Raw genomic sequence first — 25,519 nt, 5'->3', positions numbered from 1 at the left:
ATAGAAAAAAGAGGATAGCCTGCACCTAACTTGCTTTTGCTAGGTGTAGTGCTATCCTTTTCGTGTTTTTCGTTCATTTTCCTACGATAATCAATAGCTCACGGAGGTTTTGTATGAGGATTTGATTTTCTTCCAGCGTACCTACACTGATTCGAATATGCTCCGGTAACCCCCAAGTGTCTCCGTACCGTAAAATGATTCCTCTTTCCAGCAGCTCTTGATAAATCCTACCCGCATGTGGCCCCAATTTTGCCAAGATAAAATTAGACATACTCACGGTATAAGGGATATTCATTTCATCGAATGCATCATACAGCTGCTTGCGGCCCTTGGTGTTTTCTGTGAGGGATATTTCAAAATGCTCCACGTCAGCGAGGGCGGTAATTGCGGCTGTTTGTGCTAAAGAATTGACGTTAAACGGCTCTTTTACTTTCAGGATTTTTTGGATCACCGAAGGGTGAGCGACACCAAATCCGACGCGAATACCGGCAAGCGCGTAAATTTTCGAGAAGGTTTGCAAGACGAGAACAGGGTATCCTTGGCGGACAAATTCAATTCCCGTTGTGTAATCGTCAGCTGTTGCATAGTGACTGTAAGCAGCGTCGAGTACCACAAGCACCCCATCTGGCAGATGGTCTAGCAATGCCGTTAAGTCCTGACGAGACAAATAGGTGCCTGTCGGGTTGTTTGGGGAACAAAGGTAGACAAGCTTTGTTCGATTCGTGATGGCTCCCAAAATAGTGGAAACATTGAATGCATAATTGGCCTCAAGTGGAACCGTTTTGATGACTGCTCCCATGAGATGTGCGCCGAATTCATATTCACTAAAGGTCGGCGTAGGCACGACGATTTCGTCCTCGGGCTCCAAATAGGTTTCGGAAATGAGCTTGATCAGTTCGTCACCGCCATTCGTGACGATTAAATGCTCCGGACTTAACTCAAGATGATCAGCCAAGTGCTCTTTTAGCGTCGTTGTATTGGCATCCGGGTAACGATGCAGCTCCGGGAGCGCACCGAGAATGGCGCGGATGATTTTAGGGGATGGGCCGAGTGGATTTTCATTTGAGGCTAATTTAATGATATGAGAGAGTCCGTACATTTTTTTAATCTCCCAAATCGGCATTCCAGGTTGATAGGATTGTATCTTTTCTAATGTTTTTCGCGATTGTGTCGTGGGCAGTTGTTTCATCTATATGGCCTCCAAAACTTCATGGTAGCAACACTGTAAGTGAAATCTCCAGCAGTGTAACCAGCCAATTCACGAAAGATGGAACAGACCAATTACGAGGAAGGACACAAATTGGATGGTTCATAAAAGTCAAGATTGGATCATGAAGGAAGGAGCCGCGTACCTTATAATCAGCCCAGAAACATCACTCATTCAAACAACACGGAAGGATAGTGAGGTGGGAAAAATGTTGATTCAAGGGCAAACGCCGCTCTTTAACGGGCTGAGAAAGCATGCCCAGAAGAATCCAATCCAATTCCATATACCAGGTCATAAGAAAGGGAAAGGGATGGATCCTGAATTTCGATGGTTCATGGGAAAAAATGCACTTTCCATCGATTTGATTAACATTGAACCATTAGACGATTTGCATCAACCAAAAGGAATTATCAAACAAGCGCAGGAATTGGCTGCTGAAGCCTTTGGCGCTGATCACACCATATTTTCTGTTCAAGGTACGAGCGGAGTCATTATGACCATGATTATGGCGGTATGTAATCCCGGCGATAAGATCATCGTGCCACGGAATGTACACAAATCTATCATGAGCGGAATTGTTTTATCGGGTGCGACTCCTGTCTTTTTACATCCAGAAATAGACCCTGTCTTCGGGATCTCACATGGAATCACACCACAAGCTGTGGAAAAAGCATTGGAACAGCATCCCGATGCAAAGGCAGTTCTAGTCATCAATCCAACCTATTTTGGATTTGCCGGTGACTTGAAGAGTATCGTTCAAATTGCGCATGCCAGAGGAGTGCCTGTACTCGTTGATGAAGCGCATGGCTCACATGTTCACTTCCATCCCAAGCTTCCCCTATCGGCTATGCAAGCTGGCGCAGATATGGCAGCAAGCAGTATGCATAAATTAGGAGGCTCTCTGACGCAGAGTTCGTTGTTGAACATTCAGGGAAATCTTGTTTCGATTCAGCGTGTACAAGCTATCTATAGCATGCTTACGACGACATCCACCTCTTATTTACTGCTCGCTTCGCTCGATGTGGCGAGAAAGCGGTTGGTTACATCCGGGAAAACTCTATTGGATCAAACGATTCAGCTGGCAAACGAAGCACGAGCACAAATCAATAAAATTAATCATTTGTACTGCATTGGGAGAGAAATTATCGGGACAAATGGAGCGTTTGCTCATGATCCGACCAAGCTGGTCATCTCAGTAAAAGACCTCGGCATTACGGGATATGAAGCTGAAAAATGGCTTCGTGATCGCTATAACATTGAGGTAGAGCTGTCTGACCTGTACAACATCGTTTGTATTATCACACCGAGTGATACAAAAGAAGATTTGCAAATCCTTGTCTATGCCTTGGAGGAGCTGGCTGCCGGGTCCGAGGATCAAGGAAACAGAAAAAGCCGTCCAAAAATGCAGCTTCCGAAAATACCAGTACTCGCTGTCACCCCGCGCGATGCATTTTACGCACCGACAGAGATGATTCCTGTCGAACAATCCGTGGGAAGAATTATCGCGGAGTTTGTCATGGTATATCCACCAGGTATTCCGATCTTTATCCCGGGCGAGATCATTTCGGAAGAGAACCTCATCTATACGAAGAAAAACATCGAGGCAGGTTTACCTGTACAAGGCTTTGAAGACCCCACGCTACAAACCATACGTGTCATCAAGGAATAACCAAACAACAGGCATTGGAGGAGAATACTTTGAAACAATATCTCAGCTTTTCGGAAGAGGTCAGACACGCACTTGATCATCAATTGCCGATTGTTGCACTAGAAACGACGATTATCTCCCATGGAATGCCTTATCCGCAAAATGTAGAAATGGCGAATGACGTAGAGCAAATTATTCGCAATCATGGTGCTGTTCCGGCAACGATTGGTTTCATGGATGGGCAAATCAAGATTGGTTTGAGTGCGAGTGAGCTGGAAGAATTCGCGACAAACAAAAATGTGGCCAAGGTCAGCCGCCGGGACATTCCGTATATGTTAGCCTCGAAAAAAATAGGAGCGGCAACCGTATCGGGGACGATGATCGGTGCTGAGTTGGCAGGCATTCGCATGTTTGCAACAGGTGGAATTGGCGGTGTTCACCGTGAAGGGGAAGTGACGTGGGATGTGTCTGCTGATTTGACGGAGCTGGCGGAGACAAATGTGGCAGTCGTATGTGCGGGCTGCAAATCCATTTTGGATATCGGAAGAACACTGGAGTACTTGGAAACGCTCGGAGTACCTGTTGTTGGCCATCAAACAACCGAGTTCCCGGCTTTTTACTCCCGCAAAAGTGGATTCGATGTGTCTGTAAGCATGGATACGCCAGAAGAGGCAGCTGCGATGCTGGATGCTAAATGGAACCTCGGCTTGAAGGGCGGAGCGGTGATTGCCAATCCGATCCTCGAAGCGGATGCAATCCCTTACGATGAAATCGAAGCGATTATTCTCCAAGCGATGCATGATGCGAAGAACCAAGGAATCACTGGCAAGCAAGTAACGCCATTCATGTTAGCGAATGTAAAAGAACGAACAGGCGGAAAAAGCCTGGAGGCGAACATTGCCCTGGTGAAAAATAATGCAAAGCTCGCTGCACAAATTGCCGTTGCGTTAAACCGTAGCGAATCATAGGAGGAAAGGCCGCCTTGGGGTGGCCTTTTTCTTTTGCTTACTCAAGGGTTTTCTACCGTTTTTCCCCCTTTGATTCGGAAAAGAATCAGTAAAAAAATCGGCAGCAGCAGGAGCACGTATCCATACTTGTAATAGGAGTGATTGGCCTGCAAGAGTTGTTGATGATTGGAAAACACGAGTAAAGACATGAAAAGTGTAACCAAACAGACAGGTAAGCTCAGTTTTTTGTAAGTGGTGGAAAGGAGAAAGGCAAGACATTCACAGATGGCGTATAAAAATATCGCTACCCGGATGAAACAGCCTGCTGTCATCGTATATAAACCATAAATGTCTCCGCGGCTTATAAAGCCCAATTTTATTTGTCTGACTGTATTTTGCACGGGCCAATCCAATTTTTCAGAGAGAGGCAGCCCAAATACAGCAATGGCACCCATTAGCATCGATGCGCCCAAAAAGACGTTAAATAACACAAGAAAGGAGAAACCATTGAAGTCATGACGCACTCCAACCCATTTTGTCTGAAGCAGAAGAACTAAGATCAGTTCCCCCCACAAGGCAACATAGAAAAGTGAGCCCTCCAGAGCAGGTCCCCACCCATTGTCGAGGATCGGCAAAATGCGGGCATAATCTTTTTCTTGCATGAGTGTCAGTCCAACTATCGGTCCTGTTATCATCGTCATCAAAAAAAAGATGACGGCCATTCTAGCGATGGATTCGATGTTTCTTTGCAGACTGAACCAAATGAGAAGCATGAAGCTCGTTCCGATTGCCCAGAGAGGCGTCTCCGGCAAAAAGGTTATACTGATGAACTCCTCCAAACCCCGCATCGTCGTAGCAGAAGCAAACAGAAAATAGGCGAGTAAGATCAAACACAAAATGACAGCTGGTGCTCTACCGGCTTTTTCTTCTGTTCCCGTCAGTAACGAGGTGTTTTGAAGTTTACTTCGCAGTATGCTCAACAGCAGAACGAATAGAATGCCTGAGGGGATGCTGATCAAAGCAGATATCCAGCCGTCTTTGCCAGCGGTATGAATCAGTGGTTCGATTAGGAAGACGTGTCCCATTATGGGGAGACTTAATCCATGGATTGAGACCCACTGAAATCTTGAAATCGTGCGGACGTCCAACCATCCCACTCCTTATTTTTCGCCAAGTTGCTCTGCCAGAAGACCATTTAAGAGGAGCTTGGTCTGAACATTCACTTTTACGTCTAGCTCTGAAAAGTGAGCGGACCATTGTTCTTCTCGGGTTTTCCACACTTGTGGATACGAGCGATGCACATATTCATGAAAGCCAAAAATATCGGCCTTGTTTTTCTTCGCTACTGCTACAGCCTCATGGATTTCATCTCGAATGACATGATTGACTTTTGTCTGCAACCATTTATACGTCTCTGTGTCCATTGGAATGGGATGATTGAGACTTCCGATATATCCGTGTGGATGGACAGTCACCTGGATATGTAACTGATTATTTTCGAGAACGGGACGGATTTTTGTTTTGGAACCTATAATCTCAATCGATGCGTATTGTCCCTGTTTCTTGAGTGGAACGATGACAATCGTGTTTTTTATTTTCCCCGTTGTCCACAGTAATCCGCGCACCTGTGTCTCATTGATCGAAGCAATCGCTTTTCCGCCTTTGATAATGACAGCTCCAGCTTCACGGCTTTCTTTCTTCGATTGGATGGGATGACTGATCGGCAGATAGCCTATTTTCTCTTTACTCGCCATCATGCGCATAAGGTCCAGCGAACGGACGGGTGGATATTTGCCAATGGCTCGACTGGCTAGCATTTTTTCGTTGATTTGCAGAGGCTGGATGTCGTTCGTATTTCCTTTTGTGTGCAGGAGAGCTTCCGCTTTCCCTTCGACATAAATGACCCAGTGACGCCCAGATAATTCCTGATCGCGAAAAAATAAATCAAGGGGACCGATGATATCCTTTTTGGCTGCGTCCGTGCCAATCGCTACGTATTGCATTTGATGATAGCTAAGCTTGTACCCCGAGTACTCGATCATATTTCGGGCCGCGTCAAACATGGTATAGCCTGTCGATTGGATAATCGCGCTTTTTTCCGCCGTGCCTCCATCCGTTTTTCCACTGCTTGGCTTCATGACGTTCACAGTAAGGACATAACGGCCTTCCTCGTTCAAGTCGATTCCAACTGCTGTGACAAATCTTGTCTCAGTGAGCTCGATGTTATTCCAGCAACCCCCTAAAATGACAGTCAGCAAGCCTATTACAGCGGTTAGCGTCTTCATGATCATTCTCCCTTTTGCTTCTTCAGTGGGAAAGGGGTAGCACCGGAGCTTTGTTTGATAAACCAAAGTGGAAGGCGAAGAAAGAAGTCCTTCCAATCTTGCAGTTTCAAAGGAGCTAAAGGAGCAAGATAAGGTATCCCAAACGAGCGGAGATCGCACAAATAAATAGCAACCAGATAAAAGACGAGAAAATTACCGTACAATCCAAGCGCCGAGGCGGCAAAAATCGAGACAAATCGAAGAATGACTACCACGTCAGAGATGGCAGGGAAAATAAACGAAGTGATGACTGACGCGGCAATGATAATAACGGTCGGCGCTCCAACTAATCCCGCACTAACGGCGGCCTCACCAATGACTAATGCTCCTACGATGCTGACAGCTTGTCCGATGGGGCGAGGCATGCGGACCCCAGCCTCACGCAGCCATTCATACACGATCGCCATAAGAAGCAGCTCGATGGGCAAAGGGAACGGAACCCCTTCTCTGGCATTGATAAAACTGAACAACAACGTGGGGGGGACTAAGTCCTTGTGGAAATTTTCGAAAGATATATAAAGAGATGGGAGAAATGCTGAGACAAAAAATGCTGCATAGCGAAGCATGCGCAAAAAGCTGGCGTAGAAAGGGCGGGAATAGTAATCCTCCGGGTTTTGAAAAAACTCTTGAAACGTGGCTGGTACCATGAGGGCAACTGGACTGCCATCCACTAAAATAGCGACACGCCCCTCCAAAATTTTGGCTACCAGGATGTCTGGTTTCTCACTGTTGAAGATGGTTGGGAAAATAGAATACGGTTCGTCTTCGATCCATTGCTCGATATAGCCGGAGTCCAAGATGGCATCCATTTTTATGACAGATAGGCGCTTTCTCACCTCATCGACCAATTCTTCCTTCACAATTCCTCGGACGTAGGCGAGACATACCCTTGTATTCGATTGTGTACCGATCCAATAGGTTTCAATTTGGAGATTGGGATTGTGATATCTTTTTCGAATGAGTGAGAGATTTGTGTCAATCGTTTCAATAAAGCCTTCGCGGGGCCCACGAATGACAGCTTCTTTGGAAGGCTCTTCCACGCTTCTTTGTCCAAGAGATTTGGCTCCGATAATAATGCATTGTGCTTGGTTATGAATAAAAAGCACGATATATCCGCGGGCAAGCTGCTCGAGTACTTTTTCAAGTGTGTTTTCCTTCCACGCCAGCGAGACATGCATAACAGCATTCATCATATGATCAATCATGTCCTCGTTGAGATCGCCAATGGTATTCATCAGCGGTCTAATGACATCCCGATCCATTACGTCTTGATTCGACATGCCTTTTAAGAACAGCAAAGATGCTTGGTGTGACTGATTTGTCCCAAGCCAAATGGTTCGGACGGCTAGATCACTCGTGAACCCAAAATGACTGCGAACGGTGGTCACATTTGCTTGAAGATCCTCCTGTAAGGGAGTTTCTTGTGGTTCCTGATTCTGTTTGATTTGATGGATGGATAGTTTTCTCCGAAACTTTTTGATCACGTAGCTTCACCTAATCAGTAATGAGATGGAAGTGATCTTAGGGTACCCATCGATTTCCAATTCCATTCGACTAGATAAGGACCTTCTTGGGTGAGAAGGGCTTTTTTATGTCCAAAAAGTGTCCAAAATGCAGCGGATTCTTGAACATGGCTGGTTGATCCACTTTGTCATTGGCTGGTGACACTCTATTGGTCCGGCTTTAGAGTAAGACTTGTTTCAATAGTACCCTGTGCATGGTGATAGGAGATGAGGACAAGGACATGAAGACGTCCAAGACAGTACGCTGTATGTCATTTTTGTTCATGTTCATCCTGCTGTTCTTGACGACCGGTTGCGCTGATAACTATATCGTGCTCGATCCGAAAGGACCCATTGGTGAACAGCAAAAGGACTTAATGATTTTATCCACGCTTTTAACGTTAATTGTGATTGTTCCTGTACTAATTCTTACTTTTGTCATTGTATGGCGATACCGTGACAGAGAAGGAAGAAAGGCGAAGTACACGCCTAATTGGGAACACAGTACGAAACTGGAAATCATTTGGTGGGGCATTCCCATCATCATTATTACGTTAATTGGGATCGTGACAGTTCAGTACACGTATTCTTTGGAGCCATCTAAACCGTTGGAATCCGAGAAGAAACCGATCACGATTCAAGTGACGAATTTGGATTGGAAGTGGCTGTTCCAATATCCTGAACAAGGCATTGCCACTGTGAACTACGTGCAATTCCCGGAGGATACGCCAGTACGCTTTGAAGTGACATCTGACGCCCCGATGAATTCATTCTGGATTCCACAGCTTGGCGGTCAGATTTATGCCATGTCCGGCATGTCTATGACTCTCTACCTGCAAGCAGATGAGCAGGGTGAGTACATGGGATCTGGTGCGAACTTTACCGGTAAAGAATTTGCGAAGATGTTCTTTACAGCGAATGCGACATCCCAAGAAGACTTTGATCAATGGGTGAATCAGGTGAAAAATACTTCCCCTGAGTTGTCGTTGGATGGTTACAAAGAGCTGACCAAACAAGGAACATCGGATGTACGTTATTTCTCTGCTTTCCCTGAAGGATTGTACGAGATGACTGTGACCAAGTATGCTGCTTCACACAACCACGGCTTATCTACGAGAGTGCAACCGCCAGCGCGGGTGAAAGAATAGTCGGTTGAAATGGAAAGAGGGAGGAGAGAGACAACGATGTGGGAGAGTGTGAAAGAATTCGCCTCTGAATTTTTCGTAACAGGCGATCCACTTATTTACGGCGCGGACGTCAGCATTGTGCTCAGTATGATCGCAATCGTATCGGTGCTGACTTACTTTAAAAAATGGGGATGGCTCTGGCGCGAATGGCTGACAACTGTCGATCACAAGAAGATCGGTATCATGTACATTCTCGCTTCCGTTCTCATGCTGTTTCGAGGAGGGGTAGATGCTCTCCTGATGCGGGCTCAGCTCGTCATGCCTGAGATGCAGTTTTTGAGTGGGGATCACTACAATCAGATTTTTACGACGCATGGCGTCATTATGATTCTGTTTATGGCGATGCCGCTTATGTTTGGTTTGTTCAATGTTATCGTGCCGCTGCAACTCGGTGCACGTGATGTAGCCTTTCCGTTTCTGAATGCGCTCAGCTTCTGGCTGTTTTTCTCAGGGGCGATGCTGTTTAACTTGTCCTTCGTCATCGGGGGCTCCCCGGATGCTGGATGGCTGGCTTACCCGCCGTATTCAGAGCTAGCCTTTAACCCGGGACCAGGTCAGGATTTCTACATTTGGGGGATTCAGATCTCAGGTATAGGCAGTTTGATGACCGGGATTAACTTTATTGTAACGATCTTGAAAGTGCGTGCTCCTGGTATGACGTTGATGAAAATGCCGATGTTTTCCTGGTCAGTTTTGTCGAGTTGTATCGCAATCGTTTTCGCATTTCCAATCTTGACTGTTACATTGGCACTGCTGTTTATCGACCGATATCTGGGTGGACACTTCTTTACTTTGGATGGCGGCGGTAACCCGATGATGTACATCAACTTGATTTGGATGTGGGGTCACCCGGAAGTTTACATTATCGTTCTGCCAGCGTTCGGGATTTTCTCCGAGATCGTTGCGACGTTCTCTCGGAAAAAGCTGTTCGGTTACAAATCCATGGTGTTCGCCATGATCATCATTAGTGTTCTGTCGTTCCTCGTATGGGCGCACCATTTCTTCACAATGGGCTCCGGTGCGGACGTCAATGCCTTCTTTGCGGTCACGACGATGTTGATTGCGATTCCGACGGGTGTGAAAGTGTTTAACTGGCTGTTTACGATGTTCCGAGGAAAAATTACGTTCGAAACACCGATGCTTTGGATGGTCGGGATTATCCCGAACTTCGTCATCGGTGGGATGACGGGTGTACTTCTGTCCGTGGCACCTGCTGACTTCCAATATCACAATAGCTACTTCCTCGTTGCCCACTTCCACCAAGTAATTATTGCAGGTGTCGTGTTTGGATTCTTCGCAGGCTTGTATTACTGGTGGCCGAAGATTTTTGGCTTCAAGCTGAATGAGCGTATTGGCCGTTGGGCTTTCTGGCTGTGGAACATCGGGTTCTACCTGTGCTTCATGCCGCAATACGCATTGGGCTTGATGGGTATGACACGTCGTCTTTACACGTACGGCTGGGATAAAGGCTGGTTCGAAATGAACCTGGTATCGACGATCGGTGCCGTAATCATGGGTGCTGCCTTCCTTGTCCAAATTTGGGATATTGCACACAGCATCAAGCACATGAAGAGAGATACAACAGGAGACCCATGGAATGCCCGTACGTTGGAGTGGTCGATTCCTTCTCCAGCTCCGTTCTATAACTTTGCCGTAATGCCGCAGGTAACGTCTCAAGATGATTGGCATGAAAGAAAGCTACGCATCGAGCAAGGCTTGGAAAAGCCGGCGAAAGTAGAGCTGGAACCGATTCATATGCCGAAAAACTCTGGTATTCCAATCGTGATGTCCATGTTCTGGTTCTTTGTCGGATTCGGTTTGATTTTTGACTGGCTATGGATGGCTGTACCAGGATTTATCGGTGTGATTGGTTGTATGGTTGTTCACTCGTTTAACTACGACACGGACTATTACGTCACGGTGGAAGAGATTAAACGTACAGAGGCGGAAGCAGGGAGGGTGATTACGTAATGGCTAATGTGAATGCTGGACACCATGATCATCATCCAGACCAAGAGGAATTGCGCACGTTTGCCTTTTGGATCTACCTCATGACGGATGTTATCTTGTTCGCTACCTTGTTTGCGACTTATATCGTACTGCAAGGGAGCACGGATGGTGGTCCAGGTCCAAAAGATCTTTTTCAGATGAATGGTATTTACGCGAGTACGTTTATTTTGCTGACCAGTAGCTTTACGAGCGGTCTTGCGATTCTCGCTATGAATAAGGGTAATCGTCTTGCATTGATGAACTGGCTGGGAGTTACCATATTTTTGGGAGCATCCTTCTTGTTCCTGGAAATCAATGAGTTCATACATCTGGTAGGCGAAGGGGCTACGATTAGCACGAGTGCATTCCTGACTGCTTTTTACACCTTGGTAGGAACGCATGGATTGCACGTGGCGCTCGGATTAGGGTGGATGATCATCGTCATCATGCAAATCGCGAAGCACGGTATTACACCTGTAACGAAACGAAAAGTAAACATCATCAGCTTATTCTGGCATTTCCTTGATGTTGTTTGGATTTTCGTCTTCACCATCGTGTATGTGATGGGGGTGAATTAATTGAGCAAGCAATCTGTGCATGGCACGACAGAACAACACGGCGGTCATGGTTCCCTGAAATCGTATGTGATCGGTTTCGTCTTGTCGCTTGTACTCACAATCATTCCCATCTTGGCCCTAGAGAACGGATGGTTAGATAGTGATAAGCGACTCATCATCTATTTAGTAGCGGCTCTGTTTCAGTTTATTGTCCAGTTATTCTTCTTCATGCATCTGAAAGAAGAGGATAAACCACGTTACAATTTGATGTCGCTCTTACTTGGACTGTTTATCGTATTCCTCATCGTGATCGGCTCCATCTGGATCATGATGTACAACATGGTCGCACTATAATGACGTCAATTCAATCGGGGGTAGGAGATGCTAGCAGATTGGATACAGCTCACCAAGCCCCGCATTCTTCAACTCAATCTGGTAGCAGCATTCGGTGGGTATTGGGTAGCGAGTAAGTGGGAGCCGGATTGGATGCTCTTGTTATGGCTGATGATCGGGACCACACTCACAATGGCTTCGTCCTGCGTGTTAAATAACATTTGGGACTGGCAGCTTGATCAAAAAATGACCCGTACGAAAGACCGGCCACTTGCTTGCGGACGACTGAAACCTTGGGGCGTACTGCTGTACGCCCTGGTTCTCGGTCTTGCGGGGGAGCTGGTGCTATTTTATAAAGTCAATGCGCTAGTAGGTTGGCTCGGATTGTTCGGGATGTTCGTATACGTAGTCGTTTACACCATGTGGCTCAAGCGAACGTCAACCTGGAGCACGTCCATTGGTGGCGTTTCGGGAGCAATGCCGCCTGTGATGGGGTATTGTGCCTACACGAATGAGATAGACGCAGGGGCGTGGCTTTTGTTCGCTTTGTTGTTTTTGTGGCAGCCTGTTCACTTCTGGTCACTTGCGATTAGGCGTGTAGAAGAGTATAGAACGGCGGGATTTCCTCTCCTCCCGGTAGTGAAGGGAATCAAGCGAACCAAGCGCCAAATGATTCCGTACGTAGTACTACTGTTGCCAACTGTAACGATTATGTACTTGCTTGGTTATGTAGGGATTGTCTTTTTCGCTGTTTCCTTCCTATTCGGAATGGTATGGATGGGACATACGATGATCGGGATTGTGTCGGAGAACACGGAAAAATGGGCGAAGACAAACTTTTTCCTCTCGATTAATTATTTGATGATTGTTTTTGTGTGCATGGTAGTGGATACAGCAGGCCGTCCCTTTTTGTAAGGTACCGTTATTCCCGTAGGAAAGGTAGGGGGTTTCTGTGAAAGCCATCAAGTATCTCATGATTGGTTCACTGTTCTTGGTTGCAACTGCATGCAGCAATGGCGCAACGGAAGAGCAAACAGAAGTTGCAGATGCAGATAAAAGTGCGATGAAGCTATACAAAAATAATTGCATGAGCTGCCACGGTAACGATTTATCCGGTAGGGTGGGTCCAGGCTTGCAGCAAGTTGGCTCGAAAATGACGGAGGAAAAACTCGTTGAAATAATTACGGTCGGCGCAAATGGCATGCCTGGTTATGAAAATGTACTCAGCGCAGAAGAAATCGGCCAGTTAGCAAAGTGGCTCTCTGAGAAAAAAGAATAGGAGAGGGGCGGTACAATGAAAAAAACAGCTTGGTTGATCATGCTCAGTATCCTGATGGTTCTGGTAACTGCGTGTGGTCCAGCAAGATATGATTACAACTATCCGGTTAATGAATTTGCTTATACGGACCAGGAAGGGAAGCCTTTTTCATCGAAAGACCTGGAAAATAAGGTATGGGTTGCTAACTTTGTCTTTACGTATTGTGGAACCGTTTGTCCTACGATGACAGCAAATATGGCTGAATTGCAGAAAAAAGCAAAAGAAGCTGGCGTTGATGTGGAGTTTGTTTCTTTCTCGGTTGATCCAGAAAGAGATACGCCAGAGGCATTGAAGTTATATCTGGGTAAATTCAATGCTGACTTCTCCAATTGGCATGCATTGACTGGCTATGGATTTGATGAGATCAAAACGTTTATTCTCAAGTCATTCAAGACTCCGATAGAAAAGGACCCTAATTCCGATCAAATCATCCACGACACGTTTTTATACTTGGTCGATCAAAAGGGAACAGTGGTTAACCGTTATGAAGGAATGACGGACGTGCCTTACAATCAAATTATCGAGGATATGAAAGCGTTGCAGGAGTAGGGGAGCCAGTCGGGTACGCCGAATAATAGGAAAGTAAGACAGATTCTCTATTTGGGAGGGGATGTAACATGTCAATTCAGCAACATAACGTACGAGTAGCAGTTGTTCAAGCTGCTTCGGTCATAATGGATCGTGATGGAAGTACGGAAAAGGCGGTTTCACTGACATTGGAAGCAGGCGAAAAAGGAGCGAAAATCGTTGTTTTTCCCGAAGCTTTTATCCCTGCGTATCCGAGAGGCCTTACTTTTGGGACAAAAGTAGGCAGTCGTTCCCCTGAGGGGCGTAAGGACTGGTTTCGTTATTGGGACAATTCGATTGTGGTCCCGAGTGAAGAGACAGACAAGCTCGGGGAGGCAGCGCGCAAGGCTGGCGTGTATCTCGTCATTGGTGTGATCGAGAGAGACAATGAAAATAGCGGTGGCACCTTATATTGTTCCGTCTTATTTTTCGGACCAGATGGTGAGTTGCTTGGCGTGCATCGCAAGCTGAAGCCGACTGCATCCGAACGATTGATTTGGGGCGAAGGGGACGGAAGTACTTTGCCGGTATTCGATACTCCTTACGGTAAGATCGGGGCCCTAATTTGTTGGGAGAATTATATGCCGTTAGCGCGAGCAGCGATGTATGCAAAAGGCGTTCAAATCTACATCGCGCCAACAGCTGATGCAAGAGATGCATGGCAATCTACCATCCGCCATATCGCATTGGAAGGCAGATGCTTCGTTTTATCGAGCAATCAGTACGTAACAAAAGATATGTATCCAACTGATTTGGCTTGCTACGACGATCTGGCCTCTTCGCCAGACGAGATGAGCAGAGGTGGAAGTGCGATTGTGGGGCCATTGGGTGACTATATTGTCGAGCCTGTTTTTGGGCGGGAGGAGATTCTCTACGCTGATCTGGACATTCGCGATATCGCTTATAGCCAATTCGATTTTGATGTTGTTGGACATTACTCGCGCCCGGATGTTTTTACGTTGTTGGTGAATGAAGAGAAAAAAGAGAATGTGAAGTGGATGAAGTAAGTCCGTTTGTAAAATGCAGAAGACCTCCATTGCTTGGTAAAAGCGGTGGAGGTCTTTTATTAGTTGCAGTGGTGGGGGAAGAAGCTTTGGCAATATTTGCAGGTCAATGCAAGTAGTAAAATCGTGAACCGAAGCTTCCAAGCTCTAACCTGCAAATCTGTTTTAAAGCCTGAAAGAAACAAAAGCTGTACGAAAGTCCTGTCACATGTTTGGAAGGAGACCGCCCGAACGTAGAGAGGATACAGGCGACTGGAAAACATATGGCAGGGCTTCCCCCGACCACAATCGTTGTCGGACCACCATCTTTATGACAAAACAGCCTTCAACGCATCCGCAAATTTAGAGACACCAAGCCTAATTTCTTCTTCTTTTGGTCGTGCAAAGGTAAAGCGAATGTAGCCGGAGTCTGAACCATACACACTGCCAGGCACAAAAACGACGCCTCTGCGAACGGCTTCTTCAAACAATTGGTTGTCGTTCACATCAGGGTTAATTTTACACCACAAGTGTAATCCACCTTGGGGAATGGTGAACGAAAGCTCATTGGGCAACTCTTTTTGCAGTGCCTCTACAAGCAAATCTCTTCTGTACTGTAAATGCATACGTAACCGCTCTAAATGTGGCAGGAAATTATCGGAATGCAAAAACTGGGCCGCGATTTTTTGTGGTACCACGCTCAGGCCAAAATCCATCTGCTGGCGGGCATCTGCCAAACGCTCGACAACGGAATGAGGCGCCACCATCCAACCGACTCGTAAACCGGATGCAGCAATTTTGGAAAAGGAACCAATGTAGACAACGGAGCCAAGCTGATCCAATGATTTGAGTGGCAGTGGAGGCTTGCCGTCATAGGAAGTCAGACTGAAAGGATCGTCCTCTACAATCGGCAGACCGAGTTCGCTTGCTACATCCAACAGCTGCGTGCGCCGAGTGGGATCAAGACAAATCCCTGTAGGGTTTTGAAAAGTAGGATTGATAAAGATCATCTTGATCCGATGTTTTTTATACAAGGCTCGAATATCTTCTGGATCAATTCCGTTATGGCTGACGGGAAGGCGGAACAGGCGAAGTCCAGCAGATTGAAACATAGGCAACGAGTAAGAATAAGAGGGATCTTCGATGGCAACTGCATCGCCGGGTGCAAGCAGACATTGGGTGATCAAATACAGAGATTGTTGAGAACCCGACGTGATCAGAATGGAAGAGTCCGTTGTCTGCACATTCCGATATCGTGATAAATACGAGACCAGCTCTTCGCGCAATGGTGTAAAGCCTTGCGGATTGTCGTATCCGAGATATTCCGTGAAGGGGTTTTCCTTCATCAGGGTACTGATTTCCTTACCTGGTGAGAGCTGGGAAGACAATTCTCCACTCGCAAAATCGATGAGACTGCTGTCTTTTTGCAAGGCTTCTCTAATCCGCCGCAGATAAGACAAATTCGGGAGGAATTGACCACCTTCTACATATCGATGCCAGTTGGGTGTATGCTTCGGAGTTGCCTCCCATTTATTTTTACTTACACGAGTACCGCTTCCTGTTCTGCTCTCGATGATGCCTAATGCCCGAAGTTCCTCGTACGCTAAAATAACAGTGCTTCGGTTTACTCCTAATTGCTCAGCCAGTTTTCTCTCAGAAGGGAGCAGGCTCCCAGGGGGGAACTCTCCATATGAAATTCTGCGTTCAATCTCATCGGCTATTTGGTGGTATAGAGTTTGACTGCTCGACCGATCAGGCTTCCAAATGATAATCACAACCTTGCACATATTCATTGTTTGTTATATGGGGGAATCCATTTCATCATAACATTGTTAAGAAAAATACATGTGACAAAGTCGTTCCAAACTGTTGAACATGGATGGATAAAAAAATCATGGTCGTTCCATTTCCGAATGAGTATGATTAGGTTTCCATCCAGTGGTGATGAATACTCGTGATAAAAATAGATAGATTTTTCTTGCAAAGAGAAAGGGTGTGTCAATCCGATCAAGAATGAGTAATGACAGTATATGGGAAAAGAGGCGTGATCATTGAGTAATTTGACGCTACGGTATTTGAAGGTTTTGGTTGTAGCATTATCCGCAGCATTTGGAACATCCATTTTCTTAGGGAATCTTATGGACTACCATTCCAATTATCAATTTGTCCAACATGTTCTGTCCATGGATACCACGTTTGAGGGTAACGCACTGATGTGGCGAGCGATTACTGATCCTACTGCTCACACCATTGCTTATATCGGAATCATCATTGCGGAAGGGCTATTCTCACTTTTTGGTTGGATCGCGGCAGGAAATATGCTGCGTAATGTAAAGAAGGATGCAAAAACGTTCAATAACTCGAAAGCATTCGCATATATCGCTTACATGGTTGCTTTTTGCATCTGGTTTTTCGGATTTGCGATTGTGGGCGCAGAGTGGTTCGCCATGTGGCAATCACAAGTATGGAATGGTCAGCAGGTAGCGTTTAACATTACAGAGGTGATGATTGGATTCGTGATTTTGGTTTCCTTGCGAGATCGAGAATTAACAGATATGTAGTAGTAGAGCCACGTTCCTTTGAGAGCGTGGCTTTTTGTTAAATATGCGAGGGAATCACGAACGTCGGGTTATGCTGGTTCAAAATATCTTCCATCCGCTGACGCACAGTTTCTTTATACGTGGAATCTGGCAGAATGTAAAAGCGATTGCTCTTGATCGCCAGGAAGGTGTGATCAGCTACTTCTTTTGGAGAAATTCCTTGCTCGACACCTGAACGAATGAACTGGTCGATGGCGGTTGTCATCGGTGATGGATCCACGATATCTCCTGGTTTGCTGTACTCGGCTGGACGATTGCGATGGGCGTCACATATTTGCGTTTGAACAAAGCCAGGGCATAAAACGGAAACTCCGATTTTGGATTGGATCATTTTCAATTCGTGGTAGAGGGTTTCCGACAGACTGACTAACGCATGCTTGCTTACACGATAAATGCTATTCCCTGGTCCGGACTCTAGGCCAGCGAGAGAGGCGGTGTTCACGATGTGGCATTCAGTCCCTTGTTTTAACATCATGGGTACGAAAATTTGTGTAGCGTGAATGGCACCCCACAAGTTCACATTCATGACCCATTGCCAATCAGCAAGGGTGCTTTGCCAGATTGTCGAGCCTCCGCCAACCCCTGCATTGTTGAACAATAGATGGACAGCACCGAACGAATCTAGCGTTTTTTGTGCAAGCATCTGGATATCTTTTTCTTTGCTTACGTCCGTTACGACGGCGAGGACAGCTGCTCCTGCTGCCTGTAACTCCTGCTCTACTCGTTGGAGCGCCGCTACTTCTACATCGGCAAGAACAACCTTCATCTGCTCCTCAGCACAGCGCGTTGCCAATGCGCGACCGATCCCGCTGGCCGCTCCGGTAATGACCGCTACTTTGTTTTTAAACTGCTTCATGACGTACCTCCTTCAAATGAAACTCAAACATCGAGAGTTAATGTTTAGATTATAATAGACACTTTAACGAAATGTCTATTTTTATTTGTGGTTGAGCGCAACCGATGATCCTGTGAGCATGTGGTGAAAAAAGTAGCATATATTTTGGTGAGACTGGAAAGATGGGTGAGACCAATATGAAGCGAATCGGAACGCAGCATTGGAGCGTCATAAAGAGCTTGATACCTCCTACGGCAGAACTAGTGGTCATGCCAAAGCCGCACGATCAACCTGCCGTTATCGTCGCTGATCTCGATGGAGATAATCATCAGGAAATAGCCTGTGTTTATCGCAACCAAGGCGAAATGTACGTCATGGTCGCCAAGCAGGATGAGAATCGCTGGCATCCGATCGGCAATTTCAAAGGACAAGGCTATACGGTTTCCGAATTATTGGCTGCTCCCATTGTCGATGCCCAAATGAATAGCTTATTGATTGGGTGGCAAATAGGCGGGGTATGGTCGAACATAGATATTTTGCAGTGGTCGGCGAATGGATTTATGCACATGCTCCATCAGGAGACACGAGCAAGCAGGGTTGAGGTGGAAGACATGCCGGGGGTTAATGGAATGGATGGCAACGCTGAGCTTGCGCTGTGGCTACATGATAGAGGAAAAGCGTTTCAAGTAGAGGTGTATAGGTGGGACGCAGGAAGTCTGGTAATCGCAGCCGATGTCTATCCCTATTATTTTCAGAAGATGGTTGCCTACTATGAGTCTGTCCTTGAAGAGAGCGATTCGGCGAGGTATTGGTACTACCTGGGGGACGCGCAAAGAAAAGCAGGAATGCATGCTCAGGCTTTTCAATCCATCGAGCAAGCATTGCAGTTTCCCAATCCGTATCCTTCTCGGGAGACCCTGCTTCGTTGGAAGAAAGAGTTGGATGCAGCAAAAAGAAAAAGCTAAAAAAGCACCCATTGGCGGGTGCTTTTACTCTTTATGAGGGGGAATCGTTGTTTCCTTATTGCACTTTATAAGACATCAAAATTTCTTGTGCGAGCGGCTTCCACTCTTCCATTTGTGCCTCGGTGCAATTGAAAGTGGTCATTAGAACTTTGCCGTCGAGCTCTGTAAAGAAAATGAGGTTGTAAATTTTTGTATCAGCACCAGGTGTCAGCATTTCGAACACACCAACGTTTTTCCCGTTAATTTGGATTACTTCATCGCGATACCAGGTTGCATCTTTATACGCATTGGTAAACGCTTGTTTCATCGGATCCTTCAGGTCTTTGAGTAGACTGTCCTGAACAGGTGTTTCTGTATGGCTAAACGCGATGTTAATGGAACCTTTTTCATCGGTATAAATCAAGGAAGGGCGATTTTCGGTCGGGTATTTTACTTTCGCCATTTCTTCAGACATGACAGTAAAGCCTTTTGGAATCAAGATTTCCACTTTGTCGTTCAGAACCTTTTTTGCTTCCAGCTTGTCGCTTGTTGTTGCAGCTGGCGCTGGTGTAGCCGAATCTGTTTTTGGAGCTTCCGTTGTTTTAGCGGCTTCTGTGGTTTGTGCTGCGTTTTGCTCAGCTGGCTTAGTATCAGCTGGCTTGTTCGAACAAGCAGAGACAGCCAACATGGAGAGCAGCAAAGCTACGGATACTAGTTTTTTCATCTGAATAGATCCACCTTTTTATACATAATTGGAAATGTACGGAATTTCCTTTCCGATTCTATCATGGGGTGCATAATACTGGAAATACAAGAGGTTAATTGCGAATATTCTAATAATAACTCTTCTATCTTACATACTCAAGGAGACTAGGACAAAATACACCCATTCAGACGAAGTTAAAATGGGTGTATTTACCTATTTTCGTATATTGTGTGTCGTAATATAGCGGTTGCGAATCTTCTCTCCCAAATAATTTACCGCAAAACGGACAAACGATGCGCAGTGTACTCCATCCCCACAAATGGGTGAAGCAATAATGTAGGGCCTCAGATGACAGTTCCACATCACAATCGAGTGGATCGCATGGGGATTCGATCAACCCATCTGCTAGGGAAAAGCGAAATGTCTTTTGATAGTCTGACAAATAAAAGGTAACGGGCCTAACGATAGTGAAGACTACGACTATGGATTTGTGACAGTAGACGTGACATTCCGTCCAGCCAAAGGCAAGGGAATCACGATTTCCGTCGATGAAGTAGGTCGTATCGTAGGCTTTCAGTATACGGATGAGTAAGTAAATAAGTAGGAAAGAGAGTCGCTTGCTTTTGCGGGCGACTGCTTTATTTATGTAGGTGAACGCAAAAAAGCATTCGGAATACGAATGCTTTTTACGTGCAGCCAATTGCTGGTTTTACCCGATAAAACGAATAATCTCTTCCTTCGCTTGTCTGGTTTTCGCACGGGGTTCATTTTTCCGATAGCCAAAAGCAACCATGCAAGCGACGCCGAAGCGTTCTCTGTCGAGGAGCCCTTCCGCCGCAAGGATATCCTCGACCTTTTCTTTTGCAAAGCCTTCAATGGGGCAGGAATCAATGCCGATCATCGCAGCAGACGTCATCATATTGCCAAGTGCGATGTAGGTCTGTCTGGATGCCCATTGGAACATGACTCGCTCGTCGTCAAACAGAGCGAAATCGTTTTTCAGGAAGTTATCGTAGGCAGTGCCTTTATGTTGTACGACGTTTTCCGGCAAGTCCTGCGTGTCTTTCATGATATGTTGGATATATTCAGAATCAGCGGCCATTTCTTGTTTGGTCCGCGCCAGTACGATGACAAAATGGCTTGCGGTCGGCAGTTGTTTTTGCGCCCCCCATGTGACAGGTAACAGCTTTTCTCTAAGAGCTGGATCTTGTAGCACGAGGAAGTTCCATGGTTCAAAACCAAAGGAGCTGGGTGACAGTCGAGCAGTCTCCATAATAAAATCAAAGTCTTCATTCGTAATTTTTTTAGCTGTATCAAACTCTTTGCAGGCATGTCTGAATTGATAAGCTTCTATGATTTGATCTTTACGCATGATGTCATCCTACTTTCGAATAAGTTTATGAAACCGTTGATAGAAAATGGGCTGGCGTGGATCAATAGCAGAGCGGGACCGTTTCCCTCCACTGCGTAAGCGATGTCGACTGGGCCTACCCGCTTACTTTTACATGGGCTCCCTCCTTTAAAAGTGTTTTACAAAACTGAGCATACCGAATACACTAAACAAAAGTAAGTACGCACTTTTTCGGTTAATACTTACGAAAAGGGAAGTGAGTGGGATGAAGAAGAAACCAGCGATGAGGTACCTATTAAATGGCAAGGAATATCCTTGCCCGATCGAGCTTGCCGTCTCGGTTTTTGCGGGACGATGGAAGGTATCAATCATTTGTCAGCTGTTCAAAGGGAAAAAAAGGTACGGAGAATTAAAGAAAAATATAATCGGTGTGAATCATAAAATGCTGGCAGAACAATTGCGGGAGTTGGAGGAAGCAGGAATCGTCAAGCGTGAAGTGTATCCGGTCGTTCCGCCAAAAGTAGAGTACGAGTTGACCGAGCTAGGGCAAGGCTTGGGACCTGTCATTGAGTATTTGCGAGAATGGGGAGAACATTTTCAAACAGAGGCACCAGAAGAGTCTCTATCTACTGCTCACGGGTCATGAAAACCGCCACCTGAAAGGGTGGTTTTTTTATTTTGTAACCTCCCTGTGGTTTTTCCGACTATTACTTAGGACAAAAGGGCCCTCCAGACGACTCCACATGTGACCTTCCTCCATTCCGTTTTATTGGTTAATGATAAAAAAGTCCCTAATTTATAGAAAAAGTTAACATGTTACCAAAAATTCCCAATATTGTAGATAAGGGTATTCGGGTAGTTCTGTATAGATGATCTGTCGATTCATCCTATGTATGAATCTGGTGCAGTTATCAACAGAATATTCCGCATGCCATAGAAAAGGGGGCGATCTTCTTGAATTTATAGAGGAAACGATTCCCACAGGATAACAACTTCTAAAACGGGAGGAAAGTTTATGCAAAAAAGATTTAAATACCTGTTCACGTCCGTTTTTTCTTTGATTTGTGTTTTGTACTTTCAAACGGATGTTTTTGCCGCACCCGCATACGATGGAGTTGTCAAAATGAAGCAACCGTCAGGTGAATCGTTTCAAGCCGTGATGCATGGAGATGAATGGTTCCATTGGGCGAGCACAAAGGATGGCGATGTACTTTTACAAGATCAGGAGGGATATTGGAATTACGCTGAACTTACATCAAATGATCTGAAATCGACGGGGATAAAATATAAAATTGACGAAAAGCCTTCAGAAGCGGTAAATGAGAAAAATTTGATGAAATGGATAAATGAGTACGATCCTCAAGCGAATAAAAAACAGGAGTTCATGAATGAGCTACAACAAGAATTTTCGGGATCACCAGAAAATATTGACGGAAGCGTCACGCCAGTTTCAGGAACCCCAAAATTGCTTGTTTTGTTAATTGGGTTTACAAATGTTGATATCGCATATAGCGACAACGATTGGAGCAACAAATTCTTTTCTGCAAATCAAAAGTCAGTAAAGCATTACTATAATGAAGTGAGTAATGGAAAAGCACAGATCACTCCAGCATCCGAAATATATGGTACGCAAAATGATGGAGTTGTGAAAGTAAGATTAGATTACGCCCATCCAGATAACTCGGGACAAGACATTAGGACGGTTATAACAGATGCACTGGCTAAAGCTGATCCTGAGGTGAACTTTGCTAGTTTTGATACCAATAATGATCAAGTCATCGACTCCAAAGATGGCTTCTACATTGTAACGGTTCTTGCTGGTAATGAAGAGGCTAGCGGTGGTGCAGTGCCAAATATATGGGCACATCAGTGGTATGCTCCCAACACAAATCATGATGGTGTTACAGTATCTGGTATGTATACGACGCAGGGTGAAAAACAATTTGGTCATATGGCAACGATGGGTATCACTGCTCATGAATTGGGTCATTCCTTGGGCCTTCCAGATCTCTATGGTGCTAATAATCATGTGGGTGGTCTAAGTATAATGGCAAATGGAACCTGGAATAATCTCCAAGGGGAAGATCCTGGAACTACACCCACTCATATGGATGCCTGGTCAAAAGGAAAATTAGGATTTGTCACACCAACTGTAGTAAATGCCGCTAACAATTTTACGCTACAAGCCATCCCAAATAACTATAATGTTTTAAAGATTCCTTTAAAGGATAATACGTATTTTTTAGTTGAGAATCGCGAAAAAGTTGGATATGATGCAAGCTTGCAAACAGATTCTGGTGGCATCGCGGTTTGGCACATTGATGAATCCATGAATAATAACACGAATGATCCTCATCCTTTTATTGACATAGAGCAATCCGTGAGTGAATACCAAGACCCATTCTATTACACGAATAATAATCATGCTGCTTCCTTTAGTCCAGACACCAATCCGAACAGTAATACCTACACTGGAGAAAAATCGGGAGTAACGATTACGACGACAAGCACAAGTAATTCTGCTATGAATGTGGCAGTTACAGCAGGAGAAGCCAGCCTGCTTCCGAAAACGAATTGGACGCTAAAATATGTAGACAGCGACGAATTGTACAATGAAGCTCCGAAAGCCTTTGATGGAAACAACAGCACGTTTTGGCACACGAAATGGAGCCCTGTAGCTCCAATGCCGCACGAGATTCAAATTGACTTGGGTGCAACGTATAGCCTTTCCAAATTCAGTTACCTGCCAAGACAAGATGGTCAAGTGAACGGAACGATCAAGAACTATGAGTTCTACGTCAGTAGTGATGGAGTAAATTGGGGAACAGCTGTAGCCACAGGTACCTTTGCAAATGATACCACGTTGAAAGAAGTAAGCTTTGCAGCCAAGACAGGTCGCTATATGAAACTGCGTGCCTTAAGCGAGGTAAACAATAACCCATGGACAAGTGCGGCTGAAATCAATGTATTTGGGCAATAAATAATACGCTACCCAAAAAGGTTATCATCTGCTGAGAGTTTCGTTCGGCATTTGATAACCTTTTTATTCGCTCGGGGGAAGTAAAATAGCAATCCATAAGAAACATGCCATCCATGAATGCTCTAGAATTTACAGTAATTAACTGCCTGATAAGGAGGTATTCCGAATGATGAATGAACATGTTATTCCTATTTCTCAAGAGGTACCCGAGCCTGATCCGGCTCTTTCTCGTCTGAACATTTTTGTGGGGAAATGGGCGACAGACGGACTGATTATGGAAAGTCCTGCTGGGCCAACCGCGAAGTTAAAAGCAACCGATACCTACGAATGGCTGCCTGGGGGGTATTTTCTTATTCACCATGTAGATGGCCTGATGGGGGATAAAGAAGTCAAGACGATTGAGATCATCGGCTATGATGCGACTAGTCAAATGTACTTCACGCACGCTTATGACAATTATGGAAGCATGTCTTCCTACTATGCGAATTTATTGGGCAGAGATTGGACGATCACAGGGAAAACCGAACGTTTTACCGGTAAGTTTAGTGTTGATGGCAACACGCTCACTGGCACTTGGGGATTGCTGGGCAATGATGAGAGTTGGGCACATTGGATGGATATTCGATTAACGAAGGTTGAGTAGAAGGATGAGGACCAGAGAGGGAGCATCATGTGAGGATGCTCCTTTTTTATGGTTGATTTCATTTTATTAAAAAATAATTGAATAAAATTAAGATTTTTATTAATATAATTAAAGACAGGAGGCGAGGCGATTCATGGAACGCGACGAAATTCCATCTTGGGTGTTAGCTCTGGACAAGGAGACCCTCGAATTTATCAGGAAGTTTATTATCAGTTCGGGCTCTCTCAAGGGAATGGCTGATGAGTACGGTGTATCGTACCCAACAGTGAGGGCCAAGCTCGACCGAATCATTAAAAAGATCGAATTACATAGCAAGGAAGCGGAAGTAGAGTTCGTGCAAATGATCAAAAACCTGGTCATTGACGAACGGATGAGTTTGGAGGTAGCCAAGCTCATTATTGAAAAATACAAACAAGAAAGAGATGAAAGCAGATGAGTACGGGGATGATTCAATTTTTGGTTGGGATCGGTATTGTGGGGATGCAAAATTTACTCGGCAGACTGAATCACGCTTATTGGGGGGCAATCTTCCCAGGCATCTTTCTTGCGTACCTGGTCTACGGTTATGTCACTGGTTTATTTAAAGATGGCAGTGAACTGACGTTGATCTTGGTAGCAGTTGGTGGGATCGCGATTCTATCATTGGCTTGGTCGAAAGGCAGGAGAGCGATGAAGGCGAAGAGGAAGAAAGAGATGGAGAGAATGGAGCTGCTTGATTTGTAGTGACTGGAACCACCTGAGCAGGGTGGTTTTTTCTCTTTTAAATAGCTGCAGTGGGGAAGAAGCGCATTTCCAGTCTACGCTTCGGCCTACGCCCTGCAAGGGGGATTGACTGTCCGCTTCGGAATAAATGCACTGCTCCCTGTCAAGTAGACAGTATGTAGAGAGCAACTCTAAG

Annotated in this window: 25 protein-coding genes; 17 read left to right on the top strand and 8 right to left on the bottom strand. The window is 45.4% G+C overall.

Features of this window, described 5'->3' with window-relative positions:
• Positions 1 to 73: 73 nt before the first annotated feature.
• On the bottom strand, positions 74 to 1,189 hold the full coding sequence (hisC, locus tag PMI05_RS16715; RefSeq protein ID WP_007723971.1) for a histidinol-phosphate transaminase: 1,116 nt from the start codon (positions 1,187 to 1,189) through the stop codon (positions 74 to 76).
• 229 nt (positions 1,190 to 1,418) lie between these two features.
• Here hisC and PMI05_RS16710 point away from each other — a divergent pair, with 229 nt between their 5' ends.
• Positions 1,419 to 2,876 (top strand): aminotransferase class I/II-fold pyridoxal phosphate-dependent enzyme, encoded by a 1,458-nt coding sequence (locus tag PMI05_RS16710; RefSeq protein WP_039960940.1) that lies wholly within the window; start codon positions 1,419 to 1,421, stop codon positions 2,874 to 2,876.
• A 29-nt stretch (positions 2,877 to 2,905) separates the two neighbouring features.
• Positions 2,906 to 3,823 (top strand): pseudouridine-5'-phosphate glycosidase, encoded by a 918-nt coding sequence (locus tag PMI05_RS16705; RefSeq protein WP_007723969.1) that lies wholly within the window; start codon positions 2,906 to 2,908, stop codon positions 3,821 to 3,823.
• A 41-nt stretch (positions 3,824 to 3,864) separates the two neighbouring features.
• On the opposite strand, the gene PMI05_RS16700 is transcribed toward PMI05_RS16705, so the two are convergent.
• Genes PMI05_RS16700 through PMI05_RS16690 form a run of 3 tightly spaced genes read right to left on the bottom strand, consistent with a single transcriptional unit; the run spans position 3,865 to position 7,610 of the window.
• Positions 3,865 to 4,959: an endospore germination permease gene (locus PMI05_RS16700; RefSeq protein ID WP_238543313.1), complete on the bottom strand. Its 1,095-nt coding sequence runs from the start codon at positions 4,957 to 4,959 to the stop codon at positions 3,865 to 3,867.
• Between the two features lie 3 nt (positions 4,960 to 4,962).
• Complete coding sequence (locus tag PMI05_RS16695) at positions 4,963 to 6,087, bottom strand: Ger(x)C family spore germination protein (protein ID WP_007723966.1); 1,125 nt, start codon at positions 6,085 to 6,087, stop codon at positions 4,963 to 4,965.
• A gap of 2 nt (positions 6,088 to 6,089) precedes the next feature.
• Positions 6,090 to 7,610 carry a spore germination protein gene (locus tag PMI05_RS16690; RefSeq protein ID WP_007723964.1) on the bottom strand — a complete coding sequence of 507 codons (1,521 nt, stop codon included), beginning with the start codon at positions 7,608 to 7,610 and terminating at the stop codon, positions 6,090 to 6,092.
• Positions 7,611 to 7,870: 260 nt separating this feature from the next.
• Here PMI05_RS16690 and cyoA point away from each other — a divergent pair, with 260 nt between their 5' ends.
• The 8 genes from cyoA (at position 7,871) to PMI05_RS16650 (ending at position 14,586) form a co-directional block, all read left to right on the top strand.
• Positions 7,871 to 8,776 carry a ubiquinol oxidase subunit II gene (cyoA, locus tag PMI05_RS16685; RefSeq protein WP_007723961.1) on the top strand — a complete coding sequence of 302 codons (906 nt, stop codon included), beginning with the start codon at positions 7,871 to 7,873 and terminating at the stop codon, positions 8,774 to 8,776.
• Between the two features lie 36 nt (positions 8,777 to 8,812).
• On the top strand, positions 8,813 to 10,786 hold the full coding sequence (locus tag PMI05_RS16680; RefSeq protein ID WP_007723959.1) for a cbb3-type cytochrome c oxidase subunit I: 1,974 nt from the start codon (positions 8,813 to 8,815) through the stop codon (positions 10,784 to 10,786).
• Positions 10,786 to 11,382, top strand: a complete 597-nt coding sequence (gene cyoC / locus PMI05_RS16675; RefSeq protein WP_007723957.1) for a cytochrome o ubiquinol oxidase subunit III — start codon at positions 10,786 to 10,788, stop codon at positions 11,380 to 11,382. Before PMI05_RS16680 ends, cyoC begins: the two co-directional genes overlap by 1 nt.
• Positions 11,383 to 11,715, top strand: coding sequence for a cytochrome o ubiquinol oxidase subunit IV (cyoD, locus tag PMI05_RS16670; RefSeq protein WP_007723955.1), 333 nt, complete (start codon positions 11,383 to 11,385; stop codon positions 11,713 to 11,715).
• Between the two features lie 27 nt (positions 11,716 to 11,742).
• Complete coding sequence (cyoE, locus tag PMI05_RS16665) at positions 11,743 to 12,609, top strand: heme o synthase (RefSeq protein WP_007723950.1); 867 nt, start codon at positions 11,743 to 11,745, stop codon at positions 12,607 to 12,609.
• A 37-nt stretch (positions 12,610 to 12,646) separates the two neighbouring features.
• A complete protein-coding gene (locus PMI05_RS16660) occupies positions 12,647 to 12,973 on the top strand; it encodes a cytochrome c (protein ID WP_007723948.1) in 327 nt (108 codons plus the stop codon).
• Positions 12,974 to 12,988: 15 nt separating this feature from the next.
• Entirely contained in the window at positions 12,989 to 13,561 is a 573-nt protein-coding gene (locus PMI05_RS16655; RefSeq protein WP_007723946.1) for an SCO family protein, read from the top strand.
• 68 nt (positions 13,562 to 13,629) lie between these two features.
• On the top strand, positions 13,630 to 14,586 hold the full coding sequence (locus PMI05_RS16650) for a carbon-nitrogen hydrolase family protein (RefSeq protein ID WP_007723939.1): 957 nt from the start codon (positions 13,630 to 13,632) through the stop codon (positions 14,584 to 14,586).
• Between the two features lie 305 nt (positions 14,587 to 14,891).
• Here the strand turns inward: PMI05_RS16650 and PMI05_RS16645 are convergent, their stop codons facing one another.
• Positions 14,892 to 16,355 carry a PLP-dependent aminotransferase family protein gene (locus PMI05_RS16645; RefSeq protein WP_039960935.1) on the bottom strand — a complete coding sequence of 488 codons (1,464 nt, stop codon included), beginning with the start codon at positions 16,353 to 16,355 and terminating at the stop codon, positions 14,892 to 14,894.
• Between the two features lie 258 nt (positions 16,356 to 16,613).
• Here PMI05_RS16645 and PMI05_RS16640 point away from each other — a divergent pair, with 258 nt between their 5' ends.
• Positions 16,614 to 17,123 carry a DUF2165 family protein gene (locus tag PMI05_RS16640; RefSeq protein WP_007723934.1) on the top strand — a complete coding sequence of 170 codons (510 nt, stop codon included), beginning with the start codon at positions 16,614 to 16,616 and terminating at the stop codon, positions 17,121 to 17,123.
• 37 nt (positions 17,124 to 17,160) lie between these two features.
• Here PMI05_RS16640 and PMI05_RS16635 read toward each other — a convergent pair whose 3' ends face one another.
• The gene (locus tag PMI05_RS16635) at positions 17,161 to 18,018 is read right to left on the bottom strand and encodes an SDR family NAD(P)-dependent oxidoreductase (protein ID WP_007723931.1); all 858 of its coding nucleotides are present in this window, start codon (positions 18,016 to 18,018) and stop codon (positions 17,161 to 17,163) included.
• Positions 18,019 to 18,194: 176 nt separating this feature from the next.
• Here PMI05_RS16635 and PMI05_RS16630 point away from each other — a divergent pair, with 176 nt between their 5' ends.
• Entirely contained in the window at positions 18,195 to 18,962 is a 768-nt protein-coding gene (locus tag PMI05_RS16630; RefSeq protein ID WP_238543312.1) for a hypothetical protein, read from the top strand.
• Between the two features lie 55 nt (positions 18,963 to 19,017).
• On the opposite strand, the gene PMI05_RS16625 is transcribed toward PMI05_RS16630, so the two are convergent.
• Complete coding sequence (locus tag PMI05_RS16625) at positions 19,018 to 19,665, bottom strand: hypothetical protein (RefSeq protein WP_007723927.1); 648 nt, start codon at positions 19,663 to 19,665, stop codon at positions 19,018 to 19,020.
• Positions 19,666 to 20,356: 691 nt separating this feature from the next.
• On the bottom strand, positions 20,357 to 21,019 hold the full coding sequence (locus tag PMI05_RS16620; RefSeq protein WP_007723926.1) for an NAD(P)H-dependent oxidoreductase: 663 nt from the start codon (positions 21,017 to 21,019) through the stop codon (positions 20,357 to 20,359).
• Between the two features lie 244 nt (positions 21,020 to 21,263).
• Here PMI05_RS16620 and PMI05_RS16615 point away from each other — a divergent pair, with 244 nt between their 5' ends.
• The 5 genes from PMI05_RS16615 (at position 21,264) to PMI05_RS16595 (ending at position 25,344) form a co-directional block, all read left to right on the top strand.
• Positions 21,264 to 21,644 carry a helix-turn-helix domain-containing protein gene (locus PMI05_RS16615; RefSeq protein ID WP_007723923.1) on the top strand — a complete coding sequence of 127 codons (381 nt, stop codon included), beginning with the start codon at positions 21,264 to 21,266 and terminating at the stop codon, positions 21,642 to 21,644.
• Between the two features lie 369 nt (positions 21,645 to 22,013).
• A complete protein-coding gene (locus tag PMI05_RS16610) occupies positions 22,014 to 23,978 on the top strand; it encodes a M6 family metalloprotease domain-containing protein (protein WP_007723920.1) in 1,965 nt (654 codons plus the stop codon).
• A 166-nt stretch (positions 23,979 to 24,144) separates the two neighbouring features.
• Positions 24,145 to 24,621, top strand: coding sequence for a DUF1579 family protein (locus PMI05_RS16605; RefSeq protein WP_007723917.1), 477 nt, complete (start codon positions 24,145 to 24,147; stop codon positions 24,619 to 24,621).
• Between the two features lie 133 nt (positions 24,622 to 24,754).
• Positions 24,755 to 25,057 (top strand): DUF2089 family protein, encoded by a 303-nt coding sequence (locus PMI05_RS16600; RefSeq protein WP_007723913.1) that lies wholly within the window; start codon positions 24,755 to 24,757, stop codon positions 25,055 to 25,057.
• Positions 25,054 to 25,344: a hypothetical protein gene (locus PMI05_RS16595; RefSeq protein ID WP_007723910.1), complete on the top strand. Its 291-nt coding sequence runs from the start codon at positions 25,054 to 25,056 to the stop codon at positions 25,342 to 25,344. Before PMI05_RS16600 ends, PMI05_RS16595 begins: the two co-directional genes overlap by 4 nt.
• The last annotated feature ends 175 nt before the right edge of the window (positions 25,345 to 25,519 follow it).

The organism is Brevibacillus sp. BC25, from assembly GCF_000282075.1.
Lineage (GTDB): Bacteria > Bacillota > Bacilli > Brevibacillales > Brevibacillaceae > Brevibacillus.
This window is presented reverse-complemented; position numbering and strand designations above follow the sequence as displayed.

Bases quoted from the DNA above. Each gene is read 5' to 3' on its own strand.
- PMI05_RS16605 (WP_007723917.1), top strand. From the start codon at position 24,145: ATGATGAATGAACATGTTATTCCTATTTCTCAAGAGGTACCCGAGCCT.
- cyoA (WP_007723961.1), top strand. From the start codon at position 7,871: ATGAAGACGTCCAAGACAGTACGCTGTATGTCATTTTTGTTCATGTTC.
- PMI05_RS16680 (WP_007723959.1), top strand. From the start codon at position 8,813: ATGTGGGAGAGTGTGAAAGAATTCGCCTCTGAATTTTTCGTAACAGGC.
- PMI05_RS16645 (WP_039960935.1), bottom strand. From the start codon at position 16,355: ATGAATATGTGCAAGGTTGTGATTATCATTTGGAAGCCTGATCGGTCG.
- PMI05_RS16625 (WP_007723927.1), bottom strand. From the start codon at position 19,665: ATGAAAAAACTAGTATCCGTAGCTTTGCTGCTCTCCATGTTGGCTGTC.
- cyoC (WP_007723957.1), top strand. From the start codon at position 10,786: ATGGCTAATGTGAATGCTGGACACCATGATCATCATCCAGACCAAGAG.
- PMI05_RS16615 (WP_007723923.1), top strand. From the start codon at position 21,264: ATGAAGAAGAAACCAGCGATGAGGTACCTATTAAATGGCAAGGAATAT.
- PMI05_RS16600 (WP_007723913.1), top strand. From the start codon at position 24,755: ATGGAACGCGACGAAATTCCATCTTGGGTGTTAGCTCTGGACAAGGAG.
- PMI05_RS16595 (WP_007723910.1), top strand. From the start codon at position 25,054: ATGAGTACGGGGATGATTCAATTTTTGGTTGGGATCGGTATTGTGGGG.
- PMI05_RS16620 (WP_007723926.1), bottom strand. From the start codon at position 21,019: ATGCGTAAAGATCAAATCATAGAAGCTTATCAATTCAGACATGCCTGC.
- PMI05_RS16610 (WP_007723920.1), top strand. From the start codon at position 22,014: ATGCAAAAAAGATTTAAATACCTGTTCACGTCCGTTTTTTCTTTGATT.
- PMI05_RS16655 (WP_007723946.1), top strand. From the start codon at position 12,989: ATGAAAAAAACAGCTTGGTTGATCATGCTCAGTATCCTGATGGTTCTG.
- PMI05_RS16635 (WP_007723931.1), bottom strand. From the start codon at position 18,018: ATGAAGCAGTTTAAAAACAAAGTAGCGGTCATTACCGGAGCGGCCAGC.
- PMI05_RS16695 (WP_007723966.1), bottom strand. From the start codon at position 6,087: ATGAAGACGCTAACCGCTGTAATAGGCTTGCTGACTGTCATTTTAGGG.
- cyoE (WP_007723950.1), top strand. From the start codon at position 11,743: ATGCTAGCAGATTGGATACAGCTCACCAAGCCCCGCATTCTTCAACTC.
- PMI05_RS16650 (WP_007723939.1), top strand. From the start codon at position 13,630: ATGTCAATTCAGCAACATAACGTACGAGTAGCAGTTGTTCAAGCTGCT.
- hisC (WP_007723971.1), bottom strand. From the start codon at position 1,189: ATGAAACAACTGCCCACGACACAATCGCGAAAAACATTAGAAAAGATA.
- PMI05_RS16630 (WP_238543312.1), top strand. From the start codon at position 18,195: ATGAAGCGAATCGGAACGCAGCATTGGAGCGTCATAAAGAGCTTGATA.